13 protein-coding genes are annotated in these 14,158 nt (G+C 75.8%); 6 read left to right on the forward strand and 7 right to left on the reverse strand.

The annotated features are described in order from the left end of the window. Window positions 1–793, reverse strand: a 793-nt coding sequence (locus tag ABD352_RS33090; RefSeq protein ID WP_344616461.1) for an MFS transporter, incomplete at its 3' end; no start/stop codon positions are given. Window positions 794–903: 110 nt separating this feature from the next. Here ABD352_RS33090 and pdxR point away from each other — a divergent pair. Together pdxR and ABD352_RS33100 are read left to right on the forward strand one after the other, a co-directional pair. Then, window positions 904–2,310 carry a MocR-like pyridoxine biosynthesis transcription factor PdxR gene (gene pdxR, locus ABD352_RS33095; RefSeq protein ID WP_344616462.1) on the forward strand — a complete coding sequence of 469 codons (1,407 nt, stop codon included), beginning with the start codon at window positions 904–906 and terminating at the stop codon, window positions 2,308–2,310. A 48-nt stretch (window positions 2,311–2,358) separates the two neighbouring features. Beyond that, window positions 2,359–2,790 carry a DUF2243 domain-containing protein gene (locus ABD352_RS33100; RefSeq protein ID WP_344616463.1) on the forward strand — a complete coding sequence of 144 codons (432 nt, stop codon included), beginning with the start codon at window positions 2,359–2,361 and terminating at the stop codon, window positions 2,788–2,790. Between the two features lie 27 nt (window positions 2,791–2,817). On the opposite strand, the gene ABD352_RS33105 is transcribed toward ABD352_RS33100, so the two are convergent. Next, window positions 2,818–4,425, reverse strand: coding sequence for an MFS transporter (locus tag ABD352_RS33105; RefSeq protein ID WP_344616464.1), 1,608 nt, complete (start codon window positions 4,423–4,425; stop codon window positions 2,818–2,820). A 60-nt stretch (window positions 4,426–4,485) separates the two neighbouring features. Here ABD352_RS33105 and ABD352_RS33110 point away from each other — a divergent pair, with 60 nt between their 5' ends. Continuing rightward, window positions 4,486–4,701, forward strand: a complete 216-nt coding sequence (locus tag ABD352_RS33110) for a hypothetical protein (RefSeq protein ID WP_344616465.1) — start codon at window positions 4,486–4,488, stop codon at window positions 4,699–4,701. A 43-nt stretch (window positions 4,702–4,744) separates the two neighbouring features. On the opposite strand, the gene ABD352_RS33115 is transcribed toward ABD352_RS33110, so the two are convergent. Further along, window positions 4,745–5,380 (reverse strand): CBS domain-containing protein, encoded by a 636-nt coding sequence (locus ABD352_RS33115; protein ID WP_344616466.1) that lies wholly within the window; start codon window positions 5,378–5,380, stop codon window positions 4,745–4,747. A gap of 389 nt (window positions 5,381–5,769) precedes the next feature. Here ABD352_RS33115 and ABD352_RS33120 point away from each other — a divergent pair, with 389 nt between their 5' ends. Then, window positions 5,770–6,333 (forward strand): CBS domain-containing protein, encoded by a 564-nt coding sequence (locus tag ABD352_RS33120; RefSeq protein WP_344616467.1) that lies wholly within the window; start codon window positions 5,770–5,772, stop codon window positions 6,331–6,333. Window positions 6,334–6,616: 283 nt separating this feature from the next. Here ABD352_RS33120 and ABD352_RS33125 read toward each other — a convergent pair whose 3' ends face one another. Beyond that, window positions 6,617–7,501, reverse strand: coding sequence for a universal stress protein (locus tag ABD352_RS33125; RefSeq protein WP_344616468.1), 885 nt, complete (start codon window positions 7,499–7,501; stop codon window positions 6,617–6,619). Between the two features lie 158 nt (window positions 7,502–7,659). Between ABD352_RS33125 and ABD352_RS33130 the strand changes: the two genes are divergently transcribed. After that, entirely contained in the window at window positions 7,660–8,541 is an 882-nt protein-coding gene (locus tag ABD352_RS33130) for a universal stress protein (protein WP_344616469.1), read from the forward strand. 437 nt (window positions 8,542–8,978) lie between these two features. Here ABD352_RS33130 and ABD352_RS33135 read toward each other — a convergent pair whose 3' ends face one another. Together ABD352_RS33135 and ABD352_RS33140 are read right to left on the reverse strand one after the other, a co-directional pair. Beyond that, window positions 8,979–9,686, reverse strand: a complete 708-nt coding sequence (locus tag ABD352_RS33135; RefSeq protein ID WP_344616470.1) for a hypothetical protein — start codon at window positions 9,684–9,686, stop codon at window positions 8,979–8,981. A 578-nt stretch (window positions 9,687–10,264) separates the two neighbouring features. Next, window positions 10,265–10,831 carry an Hsp20/alpha crystallin family protein gene (locus tag ABD352_RS33140; RefSeq protein WP_344616471.1) on the reverse strand — a complete coding sequence of 189 codons (567 nt, stop codon included), beginning with the start codon at window positions 10,829–10,831 and terminating at the stop codon, window positions 10,265–10,267. 411 nt (window positions 10,832–11,242) lie between these two features. Here ABD352_RS33140 and ABD352_RS33145 point away from each other — a divergent pair, with 411 nt between their 5' ends. After that, on the forward strand, window positions 11,243–11,449 hold the full coding sequence (locus ABD352_RS33145) for a DUF1918 domain-containing protein (protein ID WP_344616472.1): 207 nt from the start codon (window positions 11,243–11,245) through the stop codon (window positions 11,447–11,449). 42 nt (window positions 11,450–11,491) lie between these two features. On the opposite strand, the gene ABD352_RS33150 is transcribed toward ABD352_RS33145, so the two are convergent. Beyond that, on the reverse strand, window positions 11,492–13,759 hold the full coding sequence (locus ABD352_RS33150; RefSeq protein ID WP_344616473.1) for a winged helix-turn-helix domain-containing protein: 2,268 nt from the start codon (window positions 13,757–13,759) through the stop codon (window positions 11,492–11,494). Between the last annotated feature and the right edge of the window lie 399 nt (window positions 13,760–14,158).

Genomic DNA, 14,158 nt, shown 5'->3' on the forward strand with positions numbered 1-14,158 from the left:
AGCGGCCGGCGGTCGCGGCCGCGGGCTGGGCCAGCAGCGCGGCCGCCGCCACCCACGCCGGCCGGTCCGCGATGGCCAGCGGCAGGAACGTCACGAGCACCCCGACGGCCGCGGTCGACGCCGCGAAGATCATCGCCGGCCGGTTGAACGCGGGCCGGCGTAACCCAGCCAGCAGCCCGCGGTGCTCGTCCGCCACCGCCCCCGCCGCCCGGTCCGGCAGTCCCGGCACCGACAGCAGCGACAGCAGCGTGATGACCGCCGTGGCCGCGAACACCGGCGCGAAGCCCCACTGCGCCGCCGCCCACACCCCGGCGGGCAGGGCCAGCAGGCTGGACACCCCGCTCACCAGCCCCACCACGGCGAGCCCCTCGCCGCGCCGCTCGGCCGGCATGATGGCCGCGGTCAGCGCGCCGCCGGCCACCGTGCAGATCGCGAAGCCGAGCCCGCGCACGATGCTGACCCCGACGATGGTGTACTGCCCTGCCCCCGTCACCAGCGCCAGCGTCGGCGCGCCGAGCAGCGTCAGGCCGAGCCCGAGCGCCCAGCGGTACCCGATGCGGGCCGCCAGCCGGGGCGTGACCAGCTCGCCGGCCACCGTGGCCAGCAGCAGGGCGACGGTGCTGAGCCCGGCGCCGCCGTGCGCGCCGCGCTGCTCGGCGAGCAGCGGCACCACCGACAGCGGGAGGTAGAAGCCGACCGACGCCCCGAAGATCGACACGGAGCGCAGCAGCAGCGGGCGGGAGACGAGGCCGGCTCGGGCCGGTGCGGCGGTCGCATAGGGGGTGGTGGTCATGTCCACGACGCTAGGCAGCCACCGGACCCCCGATAAGGTCCAGTTTCGTGCGCGTCGAGTGGGCCGGCTGCGCCGGGACCGCCAACCGGCCCCTGCTAGGGTCCGATTCCGTGCGCGTGGAGTGGGCCGGTTCGGGCCCGGGCCTGCTGGTGACGATCGATCGAGCGTCCGCGACCGGCCTGCGCGCGCAGCTGGAGGACCAGCTGCGCGCCGCGATCCGGGCCGGCCGGCTGGCCGCCGGGGAGCCGGTGCCGTCCTCGCGGGAGCTGGCCCGCTCGCTGGGCCTGTTCCGCGGCCTGGTCCAGGACTGCTACGCGCAGCTGCAGGCCGAGGGGTACCTGACCAGCCGCCCCGGCGCGGCCACGCGCGTGTCGCACACCGCGGCCACGCCTGCCGGGGAGGTCGCGCCGCGCCCCTCGCCCGTGGTGCGGCGCCACGCGCTCGCCGACTTCCGCCACGGCGTGCCCGACCTCGGCCTCGTGCCGCGCGAGGCGTGGGCCTGGGCGGTGCGCGAGGCCTGCCGCAGCGCCCCGAACGCGGCGTTCGACTACGGCGAGCACACCGGGCAGCCCCGCCTCCGCGAGGTGCTGGCCTCGTACCTGGCCCGCGTCCGCGCCGCCGCCGTCACCCCGGGCGACGTGATCGTCTGCGGCGGCATGCAGCAGGCCCTGTCGCTCGTGGTGGCCGCGCTGGCCGACGCCGGCATCGGCCCGCTGGCCTTCGAAGACCCCGGCAGCGGTACCACGGTCAGCGAACTGGCGGCGGTGGCCGGGCTGCCCGTGGTACCGGTGCCGGTGGATCCCGGCGGTCTGGACGTGCGAGCCCTGCGTGCCGGCGGTGCCCGCGCGGTGCTCGTCACCCCGGCACACCAGTGGCCGACCGGCGTCGTGCTGACCGGCCCCCGCCGCCAGGCCCTCATCGCCTGGGCGCGGGACTGCGACGGCCTCATCATCGAGGACGACTACGACGCCGAGTTCCGCTACGACCGCGACCCGGTCGGCTCCCTGCAGGGCCTGGCCCCCGACCGCGTCGTCTCCCTCGGCACCGTGAGCAAGTCGCTGGCCCCCGCGCTGCGGCTGGGCTGGATCGTCGCCCCGCCGCGGCTGCACGCCCGGCTGGCCCGGGCCAAGTGGCTCGCCGACCGGGGCAGCCCGGCGCTGGACCAACTGGCCCTGGCCATCCTCATCGAGTCCGGCCGCTTCGACCGGCACCTGCGCCGGGCCCGCGCCGAGTACGCCGCCCGCCGCGAGATCCTCCTCGCCGCCCTGGCCCGGCACGCCCCGCGCCTGCGGGTGACCGGCCCGGCGGCGGGCTTCCACGCGGTGCTGCACCTGCCCGACGAGGCCGCCGTGATCGCCGCCGCGGCCGTCCGCGGCGTGGGCCTCTACGGCATGGCCGCCATGCACCACGGCGCCGCCACGCCGCGGCCGCAGCTCATCCTGGGCTTCGGCGACACCCCGCGCCGCGCCGTGGAGCCCGCCATCGCCGCCGTCGCCGACCTGCTGGGTGGCGGCTGACCGGCCGAATTTGTGTGCCGGGCCTTTTCGGGGGTACGTCGGGCCGCCGTGACGGCATCGCAGGCACCCGGCGCCCGGGAGGGTCGCACCATCGCGCTGCCGGCCATCGCGCTCGGGGCCGGGCTGGGCGGGTTCTTCGACGGGATCCTGCTGCACCAGCTCCTGCAGTGGACGAGCACGATGTGGGACGGGATCTTCCACGCCGTGACGTGGCTGGCCGTGCTCCTGGCCCTGGGGCTGCTCCACGCCCGCGTGACCGCCGGGCGGGCCGGGCTCTTGGGCCGGCGGGCCCTGTGGGGCTGGGTCCTCGTCGGCTGGGGCCTGTTCAACCTCGTCGAGGGCCTCGTCGACCATCAGATCCTGGGCATACACCACGTGCGCGACGGCCCGGCCCGGCTGTGGTGGGACCTCGGCTACCTCGCGCCCGTCGCGCTGCTCGTGGCCGCGGGCTGGCTGCTGCGGCGCGGCGCGCGCCGGTGAGCCGCGGCCGGCCCGCCGCCGGCGCCGTCACGGCACGGCGCCCGGCTCCCCGCCGTCCTCGGCGGGCAGCAGGTGCAGCACCTGCGGCGGCTGCTTCGACAGCGCCGTGACCGCCTGCTCCACCTCGACGTCCGCGCCGGTCAGCCGGCCGAAGTGCTGGCGCAGGTGCTCGTCCCAGGTCGGCACGACGTACACCTCGACCATCTCGCCGGGCACCTCGCCGGCCCGGAAGACGCCCCACTGCACGGCGCCGGTACGCATCCGGGAGCGGCGCAGGCCCTCGGCGGCGGCCAGGAACGCCGGCTCGTCCGCGGGCTCGACCAGGTACGTCACCTGGACCACGATCGGTCCGGCGAACCGGTCCGGCTCGACTGCCAGCCGTGGCCGCGGCCAGAAGGTGACCGGCGCCCGGTCGAGTTCCCGGGTCTCGACGAGCGGCCAGCGCCGGAGGGTGGCCGCCCCCAGCGCGGTCACCGCGGCCGCGGCCAGCAGGGCGGGAACCAGGCCGGCGCGCTGCGCGACCAGACCCCAGCCGAGCGCGCCGAACGCCTGGCCGCCGAAGAGCACGCCCTGATAGGTGCCGAGCCCGCGGGCCCGCACCCAGCCCGGCAGGAACAGCTGCACCAGGGCGTTGGTGTTGGACAGCACGGCCATCCAGGAGGTGCCGGCCGGGACCAGCACCGCCACGGCCACCGCGGGGACCTGCACGAGAGCCAGCACCGCGAGCGCCAGCGCATAGACCAGGCTGCCGACGGCGAGGAGCCGGTTGTCGCTCAGCGCCACCCGTATCCGGGGCATGAGCACCGCGCCGAGGACGGCGCCGGCGCCGAGCGCGGCGAGCAGCAGGCCGTAGCCGCCGGCGCCCAGGTGCAGGCGCCGGCTGGCCACGAGTGGCAGCAGCGCCCACAGCGCGACCGCGGGCACGACGAACACGCCGGTGCGCAGCAGGAACCGGCGCATCGCGGGGGAGTGCCGCACGTACCGGCCGCCGGCCCGCAGCGCGGCGAGGAACGGCTCCGGCAGCACCGCGTCCTGCTGGGGCGGGTGGCGCCGCCACAGGAACAGCACCACCGCGAAGAGCAGGAACGTCAGGGCGTTGATGGCGAAGACGGCCGCCACGCCGACGCGCGCGACGAGGACCCCGGCCAGCGCCGGGCCGACCGCGCGGGCGAGGTTGGTGCTGACCGAGCCCAGCGCCGCCGCCGACTGCAGCTGCGTGCGGGGGACCAGCTCCGGGATCAGCGCCTGGTACGCCGGATTGGTCAGCGCCATGCCGCAGCCCAGCGCGAAGGTGAGCGTGAGCAGCAGCGCCGGGGTCATCTGCCCGGCCACGGTCAGCGCGGTGAGCACCGCGCCGACGGCGAGCTGGAACAGCTGCACCCAGATCAGCAGCCGCCGCCGGTCGAGCGAGTCGGCCAGCGCCCCGCCGGGCAGGGCCAGCAGAACCACCGGCAGCGTGCCCGCGGTCTGCACCAGCGCCACCAGCACCGCCGCGCCGGGCTCGTCCACCAGCAGCCACTGGGCGCCGACGGTCTGCATCCAGGTGCCGATCTGGCTGCCCAGCACGGCCAGCCACAGCCAGCGGAACACGGGGCCGCGCAGTGGGTCCCACGGGGACGGCGGGGTGGACACCATCGGGTACGTCTGTTCGGCTACGTCTTGGCCGGGTGGTGCAGCCGAGGGGCGGGCCATGGCATGCCGTCGCCGCGCACCCGCGCGCCGTCGGGCGGCGGCAGGCAGCGCATCGGCACGGGGCCCAGACCTGCCCCGCGGCCGCCCCGGCAAACATCGGCGCCGCGCCGCCGCCGGTGCTACGCCGTTGCCGGCGGCGGGGCGGGAGCGCTGGCGCGGGCCCGGGCCGGCGTGCTGCGCCAGCTCGCGGCCCTGCTCGCCGTCGACGCCGGCGGTTGAGCGCTGCCCCTCGCCGGTCGTCCGGCGCATCCCGCCTGGCGGGCTACCTCCCCGGCGCGTGGCGATGCCGGACGACGGTGTCGTCGACGCGCCAGGACAGCTCCTCGACGACCCCGGTCACGCCGTCGACGGCCCGGGCGAGCGCGGCCAGCCGCTGGGCGGCGCTGCGCCGTTCCACCGCGCCGTGCAGCGTGACGACGCCGTCGGCCACCTTGACGTCGATCGCGGTCGGGTCGACGCCGAACGCGGGCAGCACCACCTGGTCGACGACGTCGCGTTCGACGGCCGCGTCGCTGCGCAGTGCGCGGCGCATCAGGTCGCCGCGGGTCACGATGCCGAGCAGCCGGCCGCTGCCGTCCTCGACGACGGGCAGTCGCCTGACCCGGTGACGGGCCATGAGCCGGGCCGCGAACCGGATCGGGGCGTCCGCGCCGACCGTGACGGCGGGCGCGGTCATCAGCTCGGCGGCGCTCGGGTCCGCGTCGTCGCCGGGGTCCGAGACGGTGATGAGCAGGTCGGCCTCGGACACCACGCCCAGCACCCGGTCGCGCTCGTCGACGATCGGCAGCCCGCTCACCCCGAAGTCCGTGAGCACGTCGACGAGCTGCCGGGCGTGGCAGTCCGCCGTGGCCACGACGACGTCGGGCGTCATCACATCCAGCACGCGCAGCTCGTTCATCGGGCACCTCCTACTCCGCCTTCAGTGTCGAGCCCGCCGGGCGGCCCCGGCAGGGTCCTTGGGCCCGCCCCGGCGGGCCGTCCGGGCTCGCGCCGGTCCGGGCTCGCGCCGGTCCGTGCCCGCGCCGGTCCGTGCCCGCGCCGGTCCGTGCCCGCGCCGCCGAGCGCGTGGCGGCGTCCGAGGGGGTCGGCCGGACGTTCCATGCTGTTCCCTACCCTTCCGCAGGCGGCGCCGCGCGCGTCCGTGCCCGCGCCGTCGGTCGGGTGATAGTCGAGCCGCGCAGATTCGGACATATGCCGCGGCAGGGTTCGGGTGAAGTTTCCTGACCGGACACGGGCGCGGCGCGGAGGATCGAGATGTAGGGAGGCCGCGAGTCCGGAGGAGGAGTCATGCACGCCAAGGACATCATGAGCGCCCCGGCCCGCACGGTGCGCGCGGACGCGCCCGTCGGGGACGGGGTGGCGCTGCTGGAACGGTGGTCGATCACGGCGGTCCCCGTCGTCGAGGAGGACGGCACGCTGGTCGGCATGCTCAGCGAACGCGACGTGCTGCGCCATGCGGCCGGCGCCGGGTCCCGCCTGGTGCGGGACGTGATGGGCGGCCTGCCGGTCGCGGCGTGGCCGGACGCCGACATCGCCGACCTGGTGGCGGTCATGGTGCAGCGGGACGCCCACACGGTTCCGATCGTCACCGAGGAGCACGTCGTCGGCGTCGTCAGCCGCTGCGACGTGCTGCGCACGTTGCTGCCCACCGACGAGGCCGCCCAGCGCGAGGCCCAGCGTCGCCTCGACGCCTACGCGGACGGGCGGCGGCGCTGGCCGGTGACCGTCCACGACAACGTCGCGACGATCGACGGCCCGTTCGACGACGACACGGAGCTGGCGGTCGCGGGGGCGCTGGTGCGCACCACCGCCGGGGTCCGCACGGTCCGGGTCACGGCCAAGGCCGGCTGAGCCAGGCCCCGGTGGCGGGTCGGCGGTCCCGGTAACGGCCCGGGCCGGCGGGCTGTGCGCCAGCGGCGGGTCGGTGCTCGCGTTTGCGGCCCGGGCCGTGACGGGGCCGTGCGCCAGCGGCGGGTCGGTGCTCGCGTTTGCGGCCCGGGCCGTGACCGGGCCATGCGCTGGCGGCGGGTCAGCGACCCCGGCTCGGGCCGGCGAGCCGTGCGCCGGTGGCGGGTCGGCGGTCCCGGTCACGGCCCGGGCCGGGTGAGCCGTGCGCCGGTGACGGGTCGCGTCCTCACGCCGCGGCGGGCGCGACCCGCCACGCGGGTGTCCGGGCCGGGCCATGGGCGATGAGGACCGGGCAGGCGGCGTGCCACAGCACCCGGCGGGCCACCGACAGGTGGCCCGGCTGCACCCGGTCGGCCGGGCAGCGGGCTCCGATGACCATCAGCCCGGCCCACTGCGAGGCCATCGTGAGGGCATGGACGGCTTCGCCGGGCTCGCTGCGCACCTCGACCTCCACGAGCGGGAACTCCTTGTGCCAGGGTTGGGCGGCCTCGCACAGCGCGTTGTGCACGGCGTTCTCCTGGGCGCTGAGGTCGGTGCAGCGGCCTTCCCCCGGCCGCCACAGGTCCGGGTGCGGCCAGGCCTGGACGATGACGAGCCGCACGCCGCGCCGGGCCGCCTCCTCGAAGGCCAGGCGCAGTGCCCGGCGGGCCGAGTCGGAGTCGTCGAAGCCGGTGACGACCGGCGCCGTGTGGGGCAGTGCCGCATCGGGCCCCGCCCAGCGCTGCGCCTCGTGGACGATGAGGACCGGTGCGTCCGCGCGGGCGCCCAGCGCCTCGCTGACGGAGCCCATCGGCCGGCCGTCGTCCGGGCCTGCGCCGCGTCCGCCGACGACGACGAGGCGTGCCTCCCCGGCGAGCTCGCGCAGCACGTCGACCGGCGCGCCGCGGCGGGTCTCGGCCACGGTCGCGACGCCGACCCGCCAGCGCTGCGCCTCCACGGCGGCGCGCGCCGCGGTGCCCGCGCCGGCGGCGCTCGCTCCTTCGGGTAGCACCGTGACCACGTGCAGCATGCGAGTGCACCGGCTGGCCTCGTCCGCGGCCCAGCGCAGCGCGCCCATGCTCTGCGCCGAGCCGTCGACACCGACCACCACCGGGCCGTATCGGTACGCCATCGGAGTGCCCCCCTTCCACGTCGGGACTCCCCACCGTCCATGCTGCCCCCGCATCGGGGGAGGGCGGCAAGGCCGAACGTCCCTTTTGCGGCCCGCCGACGCATGAAGAGCGCCCCGAGGGGCACCTCGGCACCGGGCCGACACGGGAGGTGGGACGCATGGCCGGCGGTCAGGTCGTGGTCGGTGTCGACGGCGGCGAGCCGTCTGCGGAGGCCCTGCGGTGGGCGGCGACGACCGCGGCTCGGCGGGGCGCGACGCTGCGCATCCTGCTGGCGTACCGCTGGCGCGTACCGGCCGCGCTGGCGCCCCGCGGCGGGCTCGCGGAGGCCGCCCGGGAGCTGGCCGACGCGCTGGTGGCCGACTGGGGGCGCGACGCCGAGGCCGCCGTGCCGGGCGTGGACGTGCGGCCGGCGGCGGTCCTGGGCCACCCGGCCGACGTGCTGCTGGGCGTGGCCGACGAGGCCGACCTGCTCGTGGTCGGCACGCGGGGCCGCCATCGGGCCGCCAGCGCGATGCTGGGCTCGATCAGCCAGCAGGTGGCGACGCGGGCCAGCTGTCCGGTCGCCGTGGTGCGCGGCCGTGCGGAGCCGGACGGTGGCGTGCTGGTCGGCGTCGACGACTCGGCCTCGTCCGGCGCGGCGCTGCGCCTGGCCTTCGCCGAGGCCGAGCGCTGGGGCACCGAGCTCATCGCGGTGCGGGCCATCGAGCCGCCGCTCACGCCGCCGGCGCTGGGGCTGCCCCCGGTGCTGTACGACACGGCGGAGGCCGCCCGGGCACTGTCGGAGTCGGCGGCCGCGCGGGTGGCGGAGACCGGGCGGGAGCACCCGGGCGTGCCGTGGGAGTTCCACGGCGTCACCGGCGACGCGGGCGACGTGCTGTGCGAGCGATCGGGGCGCGCCCGGCTCGTCGTCATCGGCAGTCGCGGCCACCGCGGCCTCGCCGGGCTGCTGCTGGGCTCGGTCGGCCTGTACCTGCTGCAGCGCGCGGAATGCCCCGTGCTCGTCGCCCACGCCGAGCCTCGGGCCGAGGAGGCTCTCTGACCGGCGGCTGCCGGCCGGGCGGCATGAGCCCTAGATGTCCACACCGGCGACGCCAGGCAGCCGGCGGGACAGCGCGTCGCGCACCGCCCGGACCGGCTCGGCGTGCAACAAGCTGACGCCGGCCGCGGCGCTGACGTCACCGCCGTGTGCACCTGCGCCCGGAAGGGCCGTGTGCACCTGCGCCCGGAAGGGCCGTGTGCACCTGCGCCCGGAAGGGCCGTGTGCACCTGCGCCCGGAAGGGCCGTGTGCACCTGCCGGGAAGAGCGGGCCGTGCGAGTCCCTGCCGGGCCGGGTCGCGGCCGCCCGGCCTCAGTGGCGGGCGGCCATGACCGGGGCCGAGGCGTGGTCGAGCACCTGCCGGGTCATGCGGCGTTCAGGCTCTGCCGTGAACCGTCGCCGCGCGGGCCGAGCCCGGACCGGAAGGAGCCGGACGAGGTCAGGAGCGCTCGGCCGCCGCGCCCGAGAAGTCCTGCGGCGCGGCCTGGCGCCCGGGAAGGGCGACCCGCTGGCTGTCCATCCAGGCCTGCAGGTGCGGGCCGGACTCGAAGCTGGCGATCATCGCGTACCGCGGCTCCGGTCCCGGGTGGAACGCCGCGTGCCAGAGCCGCTCGGTGTCCACGACGAACTGGGCGCCGCGCGGCATCGGGATGCGGTGCTCGGTCGCCGGGTCGTCGCGGTCCTCGCGCAGCATCATGTAGCTGTCGGGGTCGTCCGTCAGGTTCAGCCAGGCGCGCACCACCCAGCCCTCGCCCTCGGGGTTCAGCCGGTTGTTGTCGTCCAGGTGCAGGTGCCGCTGGACGACCGTTTCCTCATCGGTCGACGTCGCGAGCTTGATGATGCGCACCCGGCCGAAACGGGCACCGACCGAGTGGACCCACTCGCGCAGGGTGGGGGCGAGCGCGGCGTTCGCCGTCCACACCGCGTCCTTGTCCGGCAGGCCGTGCTCCCAGAACCCGCGTGGATCGTCGTCGCCGAGCGCGGACGCCAGCACCGCGAAGTTGGTGTCGCCGCCGGACTTCCAGTCCAGGTACTTCAGGTGCTCCCACTCTGCCGGGTCGAGCGGCCCGGCATACGGCCGCAGGATCTCGTATCCGGTCTCGGCCAGCGCCGGCAGCCGGTGGTGGCGGGCTTGTGCGATGGGCATCAGTGACCTCCATCCAGGCCGGCCCCGGGCGGGCCGGCGCGGAGGCGGCTACCCGCCCTCCTCACCGCCACACCGGCGGCGGGTGACGTCCGGGATGTGATTCGCCGGGCGGCGTCCGGTCACCAGGCCGCGGGCGGACCGGCCGCCGGGCGATGATCATCACGACCTGGTCGACCGACTTCCCTGCGATCCCAGCGGCGAGGCCGGCCGCGAACGCGGCCACCAGCCATGTCCAGCAACGGGCGTCGCGCACCATCACGGCCTCCGTCTCAGCGAAGCCGGGCCTGGAGTCTCCTCATCGACCGTCGGCACGAAACGATCGGCCGTCGGCACGAAACGATCGGCCGTAGGCATGAAACGGTCGACCGTAGGCATGAAACGGTCGACCGTAGGCATGAAACGATCGGCCGTAGGCATGAAACGATCGGCCGTAGGCATGAAACGATCGGCCGTAGGCATGAAACGATCGGCCGTAGGCATGAAACGGTCGACCGTAGGTGCTGAACGGCACGTCCGCGACAAGGGTGCGAGACCGCGTCCCCGACCGGGTCGGCGACCGGGGACACGGCCGCCTGGCGTCAACTCTTCTGGCGCCCCTGCTGTTCGCCGCGTTGTGCGGACTGCTGCGACTGGCGCTGGTTGCGCTGCTGCGCTTCGTGGGCGCGGATCTCGATCTTGCGCGGCGTGAGCTCCTCCGCCTTGGCCACCGTGATGGTCAGCACGCCGTTGCCGAAGGTGGCCTCCACCTTGTCGGCGTCGGCGTCGCCCGGCAGGTCCACCTGGTACTCGAAGTCCCCGGTCGGGCGGTTCTGGCGGCGCATGACCCCGCCGCGCTGCCGCTGCTGGAACTTGCCGGTGATGCGCAGCTCCTCGCCGCGGATCTCGACGTTGACGTCGTGCGGGTCGACGTCCGGAAGGTCGACGTCGACGATGTAGGCGCTGTCGGTCTCCTCCACGTCGACCGGCGTCATCGCCGGCCAGTCCTGCCAGCGGGACGTGGTGGCCGGCTCGCCGAAGAAGTCGGCCATCAGCTGGTTGAACCGGGTGGAGATGTCCTCGATCTCCCGGCGCGGATCCCACCGGTACAGCGGCGTCAGCCGTCCGCCGGCCTGCAGACGCCTCGAGGGGTAGGGGCTGAGTGTCATGGCGGATTCCTTTCTGCCAGCTGGTTGCGTGTGGCTCGCAGATATCGGCCAACCACCAGCGTCGTGGGTCCGGCATGGATCCGTTTCGCCTCAACCAGATGAGCTGACCCGTGAGGCGGGGCCAGATGAGCTGACCCGTGAGGCGGGACCAGGTGAGCTGACCCGTGAGGCGGGGCCAGATGAGCTGACCCGTGAGGCGGGACCAGGTGAGCTGACCCGTGAGGCGGGGCCAGATGAGCTGACCGAGGCGGGACCAGATGAGCTGACCCGTGAGGCGGGGCCGGCCCGCCGGACGACGACTCCATCGGGGACTTTTCCGGCCGTCGGCATGAGGCGTCCCGGCCTGGGCAGCAAAGGCCTGGATGCGCCGCCGATTGGGGTGGAGACGTACACGAGAAGGGGGAACGGGTCATGAAGGCCAAGGTCGGCGACAGGCTGGTCGAAGAGGGCAGGCACGTCGGGGATCACCGCCGTGTCGGCGTCATCACCGCGGTCCGGCATGACGACGGAAGCCCGCCGTACGTCGTGCGGTGGTTCGACAGCCAGCACGAGGCACTGGTGTTCCCGGGCCCGGACGCGCGGGTCGAGCGCGACCAGGCCGCAGGTGCGCCCGGCTGATCGTCGGGTGTACATCCGCGCCACGTCGTCCGGCGCGAGCCGCTACAGCAGACCGAGTTGCCGGGCGCGCCGGACGGCGTCGCGCCTGCGGTGGACGCCGAGCTTGTGGTAGATCGTCGCAACGTGGGTCTTGACGGTATTGAGCGACAGGTGCAGGCACGCGGCGACCTCGGTGGCGGTGAGGAATCCGGGCAGCAGCTGCAGGACGCTCGTCTCGGCTTCGGTCAGCGCGACGGGATGGCCGCGGGCGGGGACTGACCCGCCGAGCGTCGCGGACAGGTCGGGCTCCGCGTGCGCCGGGAGACCGGTGATGCGGTCCAGCACGATGAAGGGGCTGCGCAGCGACTCCTCGCCGGCCAGGGAGCCGGCCTCGCGCAGGTGCCGGCCGGCCTGCTCGAGGCGGCCCTCGCTGCGGGCCGCGGCGCCGAGCAGCAGGTGCGCCTCCACGGCGTGGACGAGCGACGGCTGGTCGTGTTCCAGGAACGGCAGGAGCAGGCGTTCGACCGTCGCGGTGGGGTGGCGAAGGTTGGAGTCGGCGACGTCGATCTTCGCCGCGGCGATCGCGGTGACGATCGACGGGAAACTGCCGGCGTCGGCGTCGAGGCAGCGCCGGGCGTCGTCGAGCAGCCCGCGGGCCGCCAGCAGCTCGACGCGCGCCGCGCGAGGGCCCCAGACAGGCACGACGAGCATGTCCGCCTCCTCGACGATGAGCTGCTCGAGGGCGCCCAGGGCCGCGTCGACCTGCCCGGCCTGGTAGCCGGCCAGGATGCGGCAGAAGACCTCGCAGGCCTGCAGGGCCGGGCCCGGCGGCCAGTTCTGGACCAGCAGCTCGTCGAGGTGCCGGTGCGCCCGGGCGGGCCGGCCGCGCTGGACGGCGACGGCCGCCAGGGTGAGCAGCGCCCAGCTCTCGTCCTGGGAGTCGGCGATGCCCCGCCGGTGCAGGGCGGAGCGCACGTCGCCGGCGATGCGCGCGGCCGAACGCAGGCGGCCTCGCTGGCAGTCGGCGAGCGCGCGGATCCGTGCGGCGGTCGTCTCCTCGGCGGCCGACCCGTGCGGTGCCGCGGCCAGGTGCCGTTCGGCCGTGACCGGGTTGCCGGCCTGTACCGCGTGCCAGGCAGAGGCGAGCGCGTCCGACGCCGCCGAGGGTCCGCCCGGCGGCCGCGCGGGGGTGGGCGCGGCAGGCCCGGCGGGAACGCGTGGCGCGGCGGCCGCGACCAGGCCGGCGAGGCCGTTGTCGCCGCCGGCCGAGGCATGGCGCCGCGCCTCGGCCGGCCGGCCGTGCTCGGCGTACCAGGCGGCGGCGCTGCGATGCAGGGCCTGTATCCGGTCGGGGGCGGAGTCGAGCAGGCCGGCGTTCAGGGCGGCCCGCCACAGCCGGGGAAAGGCGTACCAGCCGGAGGCGCGGTCGAGCGCCACGACACACCGGTGCTGGTCGGCGAGCGTCGCCAGCAGCCTCTCGCTGTCCTGGAGCCCGGTGACGGCGGTGAACAGCGCGGCGTTGAAGGAGGTGAGGATGCTGGCGGCCCGGGCCGCCTCCCGCACGTCGCCCGGCAGGCCCGACAGCACCTCGTGCTCGAGGTAGCCGTCGAGCCCCGCCCCGGTGCGCAACAGCTCGTCGAGCTGCGGCCCGGTGTCGTACCGGTAGTGCAGGAGCGTGTCGATGAAGACCGACAGTCCGGCGGCCCAGCCGCCGGTGATCGCGTAGAGGCGCCGCTGCGCGACGGGCGCGAGGCGCAGCCCCCGCTGCGTGCACAGCTGTGCCGTTTCCGTGCTGGTCAGCCGCAGGTCGTCGGCGGTGAGCACGGCCTGGACCGGTGGCGTGGCCTGTTCGCTCGCGGCCAGGTCGAGGTTCGTCCGGCTGGCCAGGACGAGCCGGATCGGGGGCCGGCGCCGGCGGTCGGCCGACGGCGGGGGCAGCAGCCGGTCCAGGAGCCGGCGCAGGCCCTGCGCGTCGGTGCGCGGGCCGATGCCGTCCAGCACGACGGTCAGCGGGCGCTGCGCCGCCCGGGGCCCGGGCAGGCCGTCGAGGCGGGCGACCGCCGCCGGCAGGTCGTCCACCGGACGGCGGCGCTCGGCCGGATCGGCCGAGGACCAGAGGCGTGCCGTGCCGGCCTCGGCGAGCTCGGCGTAGAGCACCGGCAGGGATCGGGGCAGCTGGGTGAGCCAGTCGCGCAGCACGGTCGTCTTGCCGATGCCGGCCGGGCCGTAGACGGCCGACACTGCCGCGGTGCGGGCCTTGTCCAGCGCGGACAGCAGCCGCGGGCGGCGCAGGAACGCACCCGCGGCCGGTGGATCCGGTGCTGCGGCCATCACGACGCCGCAGGTCCGGACCGGCGCTCGACGGCGGCGGCTGCCGCGTGCGGGCCGCCGCACACGGCCGCGAGACGTCGATAGCGGTGCACGATCTGGCGATCCATCGGCTGGTCTCCCGACGCCTGGACAGCAGAACGCGACGGCCGCCCGCTCGTCGACCACGTTATGGCTACTGGCCGTCACGCCGACGATGCAGTACGGCGTACCGCCGTGTCCACCTCCTGCGCCGGGCGAATTGATTCATGGCCGATCGACGCCGACCCGTCGCGGTTCGGCCACCCACGTCGGGCCGATCGATGGATGCATACCGGGTGCGGTGCGCGCTCAGGTGGATTGGGTGGGTAGGCCGCCGCCATTACTCATCACTCATCGTCGCAGCCGATGGCAGCGGCCCCG

The organism is Dactylosporangium salmoneum, from assembly GCF_039532525.1.
Classification (GTDB): Bacteria; Actinomycetota; Actinomycetes; order Mycobacteriales; family Micromonosporaceae; genus Dactylosporangium; species Dactylosporangium salmoneum.